The organism is Actinomadura roseirufa (genome assembly GCF_900659635.1).
Classification (GTDB): Bacteria; Actinomycetota; Actinomycetes; order Streptosporangiales; family Streptosporangiaceae; genus Spirillospora; species Spirillospora roseirufa.
In genome coordinates this window covers 1-10,714 of sequence record NZ_CAACVB010000248.1, presented here as the reverse complement: position 1 = coordinate 10,714, position 10,714 = coordinate 1, and the positions used below count along the sequence as shown (strand labels likewise).

Sequence of the window (10,714 nt, the reverse complement as noted above, 5' to 3'; positions counted from 1 at the left end):
CGCCGGGGCTGGCGCGCTGGCCGCGACCCGGCGAGGCCGTGCTGTCGCGGGCGCTGGCCCGCGCGGGCCGGGACGAGCGGATCAGCACCCGCTACGGGCGCTTCGCCGGCCTCATCGCGGCGTCCGGGCTGGCCTCCCCCTCCGAGCGCCTCGCCTACGTCCGTCCCGTGGACGAGACGGGCGCCCGCGCGGACTGGCAGCCGGTCACCGGGTTCGGCGACACCGAGGCGCCCCGGTTCGGCGAGTCCCTCGCGGTCGAACCGGTCTCTGAGCCGCTGACGGCGGTCGCGGCGCTGATCGGCCTCCCCGCCGCCCTGCTGCTTCTGGTGGCGGTCCGTCTTCCCGGCGGGACGCGCCCGCGCGCGGCCGCGGGGATCGCGGGGATCGGCACGGCGATCGGCCTCGTCCCCGCCGTCGCCGCGACCGTCACCGACCTCCCGATCCCGGGGACGGGATACGTCCTGCCCGCCGCCTCCCTGCGGGACGTGGCGTGGGCACTGCCGCTCATCGCGGTGGCGGTGCCGCCGCTGGTCGCCGGCGCGATGGCGCTGAGGCGGATCCGCCTCCCCGCCGTCAGACCGGCTCCGCGCCGGGGCGCCTGGCTGGCCGGAGTATCGGCGCTGGTCGTGCTCGGCACGGCGGAGACCGGCCGGGACGGCGACCTGGTCCCCGCCCTCCTGTTCTGGACGGGCGTGGCCGGGGTCACGGCCGGCCTGTCCGCGGCGGCGGGCGGCCTCGCCGGACCGCTGGGCCGACTGATCACACGGCTGGGCGGCCGGTGGGGCGGGGCGGCGGCGGGCGACCGGCTCGCGGCCCGTCCCGCGATCATGACCCGGCTCGCCGCCGCCGCGCTGCTCGGCCTCGGCCCGGCGGCGCTGCTCGGCGGGTGGGCCGGCCATCCGGGCGACGACACCGCGCGGGCGCGGTGGACCTTCGACCGGATCGGCACGTCCGTCCAGGTGGTGGACGCGGGGCCGCTGACCGGCGACCGGATCGCGGCGTTCGCCCGGCGCCTGCCGCCCGGCCCGCGGCTGCTCGCCCTGAGCACGGCGGGACGGTCCGGGGACCCGGTGCTGCGCGGAAGCTGCCCGGTGCTGCTGGACCTCGGGCTCACCTGCGCGCCCGTTCCCGTCGCCGTCGCGCCCGGACAGGTCGTCGATCCCCGCATGCAGGAACTCCTGTACTGGGCCGGCGGGGCGGACGGCGGCATGCTCGTCCAGGACGAGGCGTCCCGCGGCCCCGCCCCCGATTCGCTGGTCGTGGTCACCGGCGTCCGCGACGCCGTCCCGGAATGGGTCGTCAAGCAGGCGGCCTACGCGGCCCTGCCGCCCGGCGCGCACGTCGAGGCCCTCGGCGGCGGCTGGCGGCAGACCACGTCCGGCGGCGACGGCCTCGGCGCCTGGATCCGGGTCATCGCGGCGCCCGGCCTGGTCTTCGTGCTGCTCGCGGGCCTGCTCGGCGCGGCGGCGGAACTGCTGCGGCCCGACCCGGCGGGCCGTCCCGCACCGCCCACGTGGACGCTCGGCCCGCCGCTGCTGGCCGCCGCGCTCACCGCCGCCGTCGCGGTGTGGTGGCTCGCCGGCCAGCTCAACGTCCGGCTCGGCGGCGGAGGGGCACCGCCGTGGCCGGTCCTGTCCGACGGCCTGACCGCCGCGGCGACCCTCGCCCTCCTCGCCGCGCTTCCCCTCGGCACCCTCCCGGACGCCTTCCGGCGGACGGCACTCCACTCAGGAAAGGTGAACCAGTGATGCACATCGCCACGAGACTGGCCGGAGGCGTCCTCGCGGCCACCGCGCTCGCATCCTCCGGCGCGGCCTTGGCGGACGGCGCGTTCGGCCCGTCCACCGCGAAGGCGGCGACGGTCAGCGCCTCCAAGACCGGCACCGTGGGGGCCGGCACCGTGCGGGCCCAGCCCCCGGCACCGTCCGCTCTGGCTTCGGTGCCCAACTGCAAGGGCAAGGGCCGCTCGCACATTCTCGCCAAGTACGGCCACGTGAGCACCAAGTACGGATATCCGGTGGCGCTGCGCTGCGGAGTGGCGGGCAAGAAGGGATGGGGTTACAAGCACTTCTCCGCCCGGTGGACGAGCAGCAATTTCGAAACCCACCTGGAGCGGACGCTGAACTATCCGACCGCCGTCAAGCAGGGCGGCGACAATGTCATCGTCTGCCGGAAGGTCAACCGGAGCGGGGCGAAGAAGTGGTTCAAGGTGGTCCACACCACCTTCTGGACGAAGAAGGAGAAGGGCATCATCACCGCCGTGTGGGAGGGCACCAACGGCACGTGCGAGACGTGGTGAGCGACCGATAGCAGCCGGGGCGGCCAGGCGCGGGCCGCCCCGGCCTCCGCACGCCGCGTCCGGCCCTCGTCTTCCGCACCGCCGCCGTCCCATGACCGGCGGCCGTTCACTAAAGTGACCCGGAGGTGAAATCCCGAGCCCGCAGGGGGACGAACTGATGGCCGCATCATTTCCGCCGTTCCCGGGCGAGGCGAGTGGTCCGCCGGGACGGCGGGGCCGCTGACCGTGCCGGAAACGTTCGGCGAACTCCACGGGCACGACGCCTACGACCTTCTCGGCGTTCCGCCGGACGCGTCGGCGGACACCATCCAGAAGACCTGGCGGAGCCTGGCGAAGAGGCATCACCCGGACCAGATCACCGACGCCGCCGCCAAGGCCGAGGCCGAGCAGCACCTCCGCCTGCTCAACATCGCCCGAGACGTCCTCCTCACCCGCCGCGCCGCCTACGACGCCTCCCGCGCCGTCCCCTCGGAGACCGAGGAGGTTCTCGACGACCCCTGGGACGAGGAGATCCTCAACGACCCCTGGGATGAGGAGGCCCCCGAAGACCCCTGGGACGAGGGGAACGAGGAGGACCTCGACGACCCTTGGGACAGCGCCGTCCCCGGTTCGACCACGACGCGCCCACCGCCCGCCGCCGAACCGGCCGATCCCTGGGACACCGCGACTCCGGGACGGACCGCCCCTCATTTCATCCCGCCGCCGCGCCGGCCGATCCCCCATCCGCCGCCCTATCCGCCACCGGCGTACGTTCGGCGGCCTTATCCCGTTCCACCGCGGCCCTATCCCGTCCCGCCTCCGCCGCCGTATCGCCCGCGGTCAACCCTCTCCTTCGGTGCACGGGCCGGCATCGGCTGCGCGATCTCCTTCGCCGCACTCGGGGGCGTGTTCGTGGTCGCGGCTCTGGTCATCGGCCTCATCAACAAGGACAAGCCGCCAGACCCCATGGTGGCGGTGCCGCCCGGTTACACCGGAACCTGGACGGGCACGATCAAGTACCTCGGGTCCGGGGGCTCCTCATGGGGCGTGAGGCTGACACTTCGCAAGGGCCTGCACAACGGTGACGTCAGCTACCTGAACGGCGGTTGCCGGGGCAAGGCCGTCCCACTCAGCGCCGGCACCGGCGAACCTCTGATCATCCGGACCGCCTTCCCCGAGGACCGGTCGGGCTGCGACGTCGGCGACATCCACCTCACTCGCCGCAAGGACGGCCGTCTCGAGGCCCGCTACTACGCGTCCGACAAAGATCAGGTACGGGCGCAAGGAACCCTCGACCGGGAGTGACACGCACGGACACATCGGGCGAATTGCCGCCTAGGGCCCTAGGGCCCACCCCCTGGTGAGGCCCTAAGGCTCTGATTATCGCCATTTTCCGTCAGTAGTTTTGTTGACCAGTGAGCCACCAAAAAGACCGTGCGCTCGGAAACCGGAAAGGGCGAATTCAATGCGTAAACCCCGCAAGGCCGTACAGGTCATCGCCATCGCGACGTGCGCCACCGCCGTGGGCGGCGCCGGCCTGGCGTCGGCCCTCTCGCACGAGTCCTCCGGCGCCGCCGGCAAGGTCGCGAATGTGGCCCCGGCGGCGGCCAAGGCATCGACGGCCGCCAAGGAATCGGCGGCGCGGAAGCCGACCCGCACCGCCGGGTCCAAGATGATGAAGAACAAGGGCACCGGCAAGTGCCTCGTGGCCGTTCGAGGCGACCTCAAACTCGCCAAGTGCAACCGCCGCGACGGCCGCCAATACCTCGGCCAATGGTCCTCCAAGATGTACTTTCCCGAGGTCGGGTGCGTGTCGGCGAACAAGCGCACGTGGGACGTGCGGGTGGAGGACTGCAGCGTTTACCCCAACCACGGCTACACGTTCAACTGGGCCCTCTTGTGGGAGGTCCGCTCCTACAACACCATCGCGAACACCGAGGGCTGCTACCTCGAAGGCGGCAACAAGGGCAACTTCGTCCGCTGCTCCCCCGGTTTCAAGGGCGACAACAAGAAGTGGCAGTGGGGCCTCTGGGGCTGACCCGATCCTGACGGCCCACCTCGCCGCCGACCCGCACTCGATCGAAGGCCCCGCTCCCCCGGAAGCGGGGCCTTCGGCTTGCTCTTCCGGGGGCATGTGACCGTCATTCGGCCGCGCGTCCGCATGGAGTGCTCTCCTTTCTGCGGAGAAATTGGTTCGCGCAGCGGAGCGCGATCGTGCCTTCGGGCAGAGGGCGGCCGGCCGCGGCGAAACCGAAAGCGCCAAAGGCGAGGTGACCTGACCCGTCACTCGCGCAACGGCCGCACCACTGCTCCCCCTGCGATCGGCGCCCTCCGCCGGAGCATCGGCGAACCGGCCGCTCACCGGCTAAGGTGATCGATCGGTGGTCGCCGAACAGTCAGAAGGGGCACGTCCATGGGCTCGTCATTTCCGCTGGTGCCGGGACGCCCGGGCTCGCCCGAGCCGCGGCGTTCCGGTGAAATGGCCAAGCACGCACCCGCGTCCGCGCCCCTGCACCGGGCCGGCGAAATGACACTCGGCGAGAGCAGGCTCCGCCAGGAAAGCTGGGAGTCCATCGGCGCCCGGACCAGGGAACGGCTCGCGGAACTGTCCGGCCCCGCCATCGAGTGGTTCGCCCGCACCGACGTCTCCAGCGGCGACGGACGCTGCTACGCCGTGACCTTCGGGGAGGCGGGACTGTCCATCGCCGAGCCCCGCGTCAACACCGAGCACCGGCCCGTCTACGCGATCTCCTCGTTCCAGTTCGCCCCGGGCTCGCTCCGCCACATGCGCGTCGACCACCGTCCGCCGCCGCACGCGTCGCGCCCGTCCGCCACCGGCGCGCCCGGCGCGGCGTCGGCACCCGGCCTCGGCCTGTCCCCGAACGCCCTCGGCATTCTCGGCAACCTGCCGCCCCGGGCCCAGGAGCTCCTCCAGACCCCCTTCCTCGCCGGGCAGCAGATCCTGCGCAACCACTGGTACTACGAGGGCCACGACCACCGTCTCAACGTGTTCGTGTTCTACCTCGCCGGAGCGAAGGACGTCACGTTCGCGACCGGGACCAAGCTCGTCCCGGCCGGCCACACCGACGCGACCGCCCACTGGGACCTGACGTGCTACCGGGCGTCGGTGGCGCGCAGAATCGGCCGCTGACCGTGCCGGAGGCGTTCGGCGAGCTCGCCGGGAAGGAGGCCTACGCCCTCCTCGGCCTCTCCCCGGACGCGACGGCCGGCGACGTCCAGAGCGCCTGGCGGTCCCTCGCGCGCACCCACCACCCCGACCACGTCACCGACCCGGGGGCCAAGGCGGAGGCCGAGGAGACCCTCCGCCTCATCAACATCGCCCGGGACGTCCTCCTCCACCGCCGCGCGGCCTACGACGCCTTCCTCAACGGCCCGGACGAGGAACCCGAAGAGATCATCGACGACCCCTGGGACGCCGCCGACGCCGGTTCTCCGGCAGGGGACCCGCAGCCACCCGGGGAGCCGTCCGACCCCTGGGAGACGGCGCCCCGGGGACGGGCCGTCCCCCACGCCGTCCCGCCACCGCGCCGTCCGCCGCCGCCCCACATGCCGCCGCCGCACGTCCCGCCACCGTGGGCCCACCGGCGCCGCTCCCGCCTCAGCCGCCGGACTCGGCTGGCCATCGCCTGCGGGATCCCTCTCGGCCTGCTCTGCCTCGTGTTCCTCGGCACCGCCGCGATCCTCGCCGTCGAAGACCGCACTTCGGTGCCCGACCCGGAGGCACCGGTCCCGCCCGGCTTCGCCGGAACCTGGCAGGGCACGGTCAGGGACGTCGAGACGAATCAGCCCTCATGGGATGTGAAACTGTCGCTCCGGACAGGCTGGCATATCGGCGAGGTCAGCTATATGGACGGAAGATGCAAGGGCAAGGCCGTCCCGACCGTCCTCGACACCGAAAAGAACCTGACCGTCCGCACCGTCTTCTCCAATGATCGCGACACATGCAACGTGGGCGATCTCCACCTCACCCACCGCAGAGACGGCCGCCTCGACCTCGTCTATTACATGCCCGGCCAACAAGACAAAAGCGCAAGAGGAACCCTCGACCACAAATAATCAGCCTCCGCTCTAGGCAAGCGGGTCGCCGGCCAACTAATCGACGGACTGGAAGAGGTCGAGGTTGTCCTGGGCCGGGTGGGCGCGGCCCATGGGACCGGCGGCCATGGCGCGGACGAGGGTTTCGGTGCTCTTGGTGACGAAGGGGCGGGCGGCGTCGGTGACGCCGTGGCCGCAGGCGCGGCCGCGCATGGCGCAGACCCAGCGCATGGTCCCGGTGGCGAAGACACCGGCGCCGCTCTTGGTCGTGTAGTACGAGGCGTGCGCGATGGCCCCGCGGTTCCCGCAGACGATCTGGGAGCGCGCGACGATCTCGATGGGGCGCGGCGTGGGGCCCGCGGCGTTGACCGAGTCGGCCTCGGGTCCGATGACGCCGGGGAAGCTCGTCCCCTTGCGCACGCCGGTGCCCCGGAACATCCAGAAGTCGGGCCGTCCCACGGTGAAGGCCCCCTCGGCGGGAAAACAGGAGTACTGGATGCCGATGAGCTCGCTCTCCGGCCGCGGCTGGGGAGGCAGCCGCCAGTCCTGGGTGGACTCGGCCGGATCCGTCCGGGAGACCGGGTCGGTCGCGGCGTCCTTGTAGCAGGTCACCAGGCGGTTCGCGCCCAGCGGGGTGGGACCGAAGCGGATGTGGCGGTTCACCGCGTTGGCACCGAGGAAGGCGATGTTGAGGCCCCGGTCGCGGGCCCGCGTCACGCCCTTGCGCATCACGGTCGACCAGTACTCGTCGTGCCCGAGGGTGAGCAGGCCGCGCGCGCCGTCCAGCAGGCCGGGCCGGGCGTGCAGGTCGTTGTTGGTCGTGTAGGCCAGCGGCACGCCCAGTTTCTCGGCGAGAGCGATCGCGGGCTGCTCGTAGGTCATGAACTTCCCGGCGCCGTTGCCGTCGTACGGCCGGTCGAAGCTCACGGCGGTGGCGCGGTCCGTCTCCCCACCCGAAGGCCCCTTGTACAGGTCGTATCCGCCCCACATGTTGTACGCCTGCCAGGTGGTGGTCTCGTTCATCACCACGACCGCCCCCGCCGCGTTCTCCGAGCGGACGGTCAGCGGGACGTACCGCTGCGCGCCCGACGCGGCGGTCAGCCTGATGAGGTACGCCCCCGCGGGCCATCCCGGCGTGTGGACCGTCAGCGAGGGCTTCCAGGGCGCGGAGACCGACCGGGTCTTCCGGTCGATCACCGCGGCGGCCTGCCGGGCTCCCGGGGCGCGCTCGGATCGCCACACCCTGCGCGCCTGCTCGCCCCCGTACCAGCCCATGCGGAACGCCTCGGCCGTGAACCCGGCCGTAGTGGTCGAGACGAACAGCCGGAACGCCTCGCCGGGCAGCACGCTCACGTGGTCGGCGTACCCCTCGATCTCGTGCTCGGCGCCCTCCTTGCGGATCCGCCAGTCCGCCGTGCCCGGACGGCCGTTCTCGGCCGACACGGGCGCGGCCCTCACGGCCGGCGGCCGCCCCGGTTTCCCGGTGGCGGACGTGCACGCCCCCGCCAGGACGAGCACACACGCGATCACCGGCAGCGCCCACGACCCTTTCGCCGCACGGCGAACACCACCCATGACCATCCCCCGATCGGACGCGTCCCCGTTCGGCGCCCGGGGTCCCCACCCGGGATTATCCCGCCCCAGAGCCGTCCTATCCCACGAAATCACTACAACCGCGGTCAAGCCCCCGGTCACCCGCTTTGGCCGGATGACGACCGCGCTCCTACCCCGGTGCTCCGGCTTCATCCGCCGGAGTTGTCCCAGGTTGGGGCTGTTCTGTGGTCGGGGGGTGGGGTTAGCTCCACCTTTGGAAAGGGTCGTTCTCCCCCTGTGGTCGGGAGGTTTGGCCCAGTGCCTCCGGAGTTGTCAGAGGTCAGTGTTGTCCTTGACGACGGCGACCGGTGCGGAGGACGGGCGATGGTGAGCGAAGTGGTGGGGATGCGCGGGCGGGCCTGGCGCTCGGTGCGGCCCCTGGCGACCGAGGTGACGCTGCTGCTGGCCCTGTTCGCCGTCTACAAGTGGGGGCGGACGGTCGTCGAGAGCGGGCCCGGGGAGGCCATGGCGAATGCGCGGTGGCTGTGGGGGTTCGAGCGGGGGTGGCTGCCGAGCGAGGTGAGCCTGCAGCACTGGGCGCTCGGGTGGGACCACACGGCGTTCCTCGCGAACCTGTACTACGTGTCGGTGCACTTCCCGGGGACGGCGCTGCTGCTGATCTGGTTGTACGTGCGGCACCGGCCGTCCTACGCGCGGGTGCGGAACGAGCTGGTGGTGCTGACGGCGGCGGGGCTGGCCGTGCACATGCTGTTCCCGCTGGCGCCACCACGGCTCGCGGGGGTCGGGGCCGTGGACACGATGACGACGGTGGGGCCGTCGGCGTATCCGGCGGCGGCGGACGGGGTCGCCAACCAGTACGCGGCGATGCCGTCGCTGCACATCGGGTGGGCGCTGCTCGTGGCGATCGCGGTGGTGCGGGTGTCGCGGAGCCCGTGGCGGTGGGTGGTGGCGCTGCACGCGCCGGTCACGGTGTTCGTGGTGGTGGTCACCGCCAACCACTACTGGACGGACGGTCTGGTCGCCGCGGCGCTGCTGGCCGGCGCGATGGCCGCGGTGGCGGTGGCGGGGCGGCTGCGGCGGCCGTCCGCGGCGGGCCCGCGGGACACGGCGGCGGCCGTCGCGGTCCCGCCGGCGCCGAGGCCCTCGCCGGTTCCGGCGGCCATCGCCATGGCGATGGCCCCGGCCGTGCCCCAGGCCGGGACGGTGACCCAGGCCGGGGCCGAGGAGGAGCCTCGGGTGCTGGTCGGGGCGCGGTGAGTGGCATCGTGGACGGCATGCTTCCCCTGCACACCAGTGTCGAGGAGCGGGACGTGCCGGTGGCGGTGCTGCCGGTCGGCAGCCACGAGCAGCACGGGCCGTTCCTGCCGCTGGCGACGGACACGCTGATCGCCTGCGCGGTCGCGCGGGAGATCGCCGCGGCGCATCCGGTGCGGCTGCTGCCGCCGGTGACGATCTCCTGCTCGCACGAGCACGCGGCCTGGCCGGGGACGGTGAGCGTCTCGGCGGCGACGCTTTCGGCCGTGGTGCGGGACGTGGCGGGGTCGCTGCGCCGGTCGGGCGTCCCGAAGCTGGTCGTGGTGAACGGGCACGGCGGCAACTACGTGCTGGGGAACGTCGTGCAGGAGTCCGGCGGGGACATGGCGCTGTTCCCGAGCGCCGAGGAGTGGGACGAGGCGCGGGACGCGGCGGGCGTGGAGACGGCGGCCGGGGACGACATGCACGCCGGGGAGCTGGAGACCTCGATCCTGCTGCACGCCCATCCGGAGGCGGTGCGGGACGGTTACGCGGGGGCCGACCACCGGGCCGGTGACCGGCGGCGCCTCCTCACCGTGGGGCTGGCGCCCTATACCGGGTCGGGGGTCGTCGGGCGGCCGTCACTGGCGTCGGCCGGCAAGGGCCGGGACGTCCTGGCGAGCCTCGCCCGGTCGTTCGGGGGCTGCCTCGCGGCGGTACAGCAGGGTGAGGGCGCCGGGCAGGGTCGCGACGAAGGCCAGGACCCCGTAGACGACGGAGACGGTCAGGCCCTGCGCTGAGCCGAGCCCGGCAGCGCCGAACGCCGGTGACAGGACGGCCTCGCGCGGGCCCCAGCCGCCGATGTTCGCGGGCAGGGTCATCGCGAGCAGGGCGAGCAGCAGCAGCGGGGCGAGGGTGGTGAACGGGGCGGTGGCGCCCGCGAGCCGGGTGGCGACGGCGAACAGGGCGAGGTGCCCGGCGAGCGCGCCGGCGGACAGGGCCGCGACGGACGGCCACGCCGTGCGGACGAGGCGGACGTCCGGGACGCGGCGGCGGCCGGCGGCGAGGCCCACCACGGCCGCCGCGAGGCCCAGCACGATCACGGCGGGGATCAGCATCGGCGCCAGGGCCCACAGCAGGGCGGGACGGGCGAGCAGCACCGCGAGCACGGCGGTCACCAGGACGGCCTGGCCCGCGAGCCGTTCGAGGACGACGGCGCGGACGCCGCGGGCGACGTCGCCGGAGCGGTGGCCGTGGCCGACCGCGCGGTGGACGTCGCCGAGGACGCCCGCGGGCAGGACGCTGTTCAGGAACTGGGCGCGGTAGTAGTCGGCGACGGCGGTGCCGAGGCGCAGCCGGAGGCCGAGGCGGCGGGCGACGATCCGCCAGCGGGCGGCGCTGAGAACGGTGCTGAGCAGGCCCGTGGCGAGGGCGGCGGCGACGGCCGGGACGGTGATCGCGTGGAGCGCGGTCACGAACGCGGCGCTGCCGTGCCACCACAGGAGCGCGGCGAGGACGCCGGCGCCGGCGAGCGGGCGCGGCAAGGGCGGGAGCGCGCGGAGCCGCCGGGAGCGCGGCACGCCGCCGGAGCGT

Annotated in this window: 9 protein-coding genes and 1 pseudogene; 8 read left to right on the top strand and 2 right to left on the bottom strand. The window is 73.3% G+C overall.

All coding sequences use genetic code 11. The annotated features are described in order from the left end of the window. The 6 genes from E1291_RS42515 to E1291_RS33510 all read left to right on the top strand — a co-directional run. Window positions 1-1,748 (top strand): hypothetical protein (locus tag E1291_RS42515; protein WP_165495411.1); only part of this gene is annotated, 1,748 nt, incomplete at its 5' end. Continuing rightward, window positions 1,748-2,299, top strand: coding sequence for a hypothetical protein (locus tag E1291_RS33530; protein ID WP_131742093.1), 552 nt, complete (start codon window positions 1,748-1,750; stop codon window positions 2,297-2,299). The genes E1291_RS42515 and E1291_RS33530, both read left to right, overlap by 1 nt. 225 nt (window positions 2,300-2,524) lie before the next feature. Continuing rightward, a complete protein-coding gene (locus E1291_RS33525) occupies window positions 2,525-3,583 on the top strand; it encodes a J domain-containing protein (protein WP_131742092.1) in 1,059 nt (352 codons plus the stop codon). Between the two features lie 160 nt (window positions 3,584-3,743). Then, window positions 3,744-4,316, top strand: a complete 573-nt coding sequence (locus E1291_RS33520; protein WP_131742091.1) for a hypothetical protein — start codon at window positions 3,744-3,746, stop codon at window positions 4,314-4,316. Between the two features lie 375 nt (window positions 4,317-4,691). Continuing rightward, entirely contained in the window at window positions 4,692-5,429 is a 738-nt protein-coding gene (locus E1291_RS33515) for a hypothetical protein (protein ID WP_131742090.1), read from the top strand. Beyond that, complete coding sequence (locus E1291_RS33510; protein WP_131742089.1) at window positions 5,390-6,355, top strand: J domain-containing protein; 966 nt, start codon at window positions 5,390-5,392, stop codon at window positions 6,353-6,355. The genes E1291_RS33515 and E1291_RS33510 overlap by 40 nt, the downstream gene beginning before the upstream one ends. Window positions 6,356-6,391: 36 nt before the next feature. Here E1291_RS33510 and E1291_RS33505 read toward each other — a convergent pair whose 3' ends face one another. Then, window positions 6,392-7,777, bottom strand: a complete 1,386-nt coding sequence (locus tag E1291_RS33505) for a N,N-dimethylformamidase beta subunit family domain-containing protein (protein WP_207401076.1) — start codon at window positions 7,775-7,777, stop codon at window positions 6,392-6,394. A gap of 474 nt (window positions 7,778-8,251) precedes the next feature. On the opposite strand from E1291_RS33505, the gene E1291_RS33500 reads away from it, so the two are divergent. Beyond that, entirely contained in the window at window positions 8,252-9,145 is an 894-nt protein-coding gene (locus E1291_RS33500; RefSeq protein ID WP_131742088.1) for a phosphatase PAP2 family protein, read from the top strand. 17 nt (window positions 9,146-9,162) lie between these two features. Further along, on the top strand, window positions 9,163-9,921 hold the full coding sequence (locus tag E1291_RS33495; RefSeq protein ID WP_131742087.1) for a creatininase family protein: 759 nt from the start codon (window positions 9,163-9,165) through the stop codon (window positions 9,919-9,921). Here E1291_RS33495 and E1291_RS33490 read toward each other — a convergent pair. Continuing rightward, window positions 9,916-10,596 (bottom strand): annotated as a pseudogene (locus E1291_RS33490) (lysylphosphatidylglycerol synthase domain-containing protein); the annotation flags it as partial. The gene E1291_RS33495 and the pseudogene E1291_RS33490 overlap by 6 nt on opposite strands. Between the last annotated feature and the right edge of the window lie 118 nt (window positions 10,597-10,714).

Bases quoted from the DNA above. Each gene is read 5' to 3' on its own strand.
- E1291_RS33495 (WP_131742087.1), top strand. From the start codon at position 9,163: ATGCTTCCCCTGCACACCAGTGTCGAGGAGCGGGACGTGCCGGTGGCG.
- E1291_RS33520 (WP_131742091.1), top strand. From the start codon at position 3,744: ATGCGTAAACCCCGCAAGGCCGTACAGGTCATCGCCATCGCGACGTGC.
- E1291_RS33515 (WP_131742090.1), top strand. From the start codon at position 4,692: ATGGGCTCGTCATTTCCGCTGGTGCCGGGACGCCCGGGCTCGCCCGAG.
- E1291_RS33500 (WP_131742088.1), top strand. From the start codon at position 8,252: ATGGTGAGCGAAGTGGTGGGGATGCGCGGGCGGGCCTGGCGCTCGGTG.
- E1291_RS33530 (WP_131742093.1), top strand. From the start codon at position 1,748: ATGCACATCGCCACGAGACTGGCCGGAGGCGTCCTCGCGGCCACCGCG.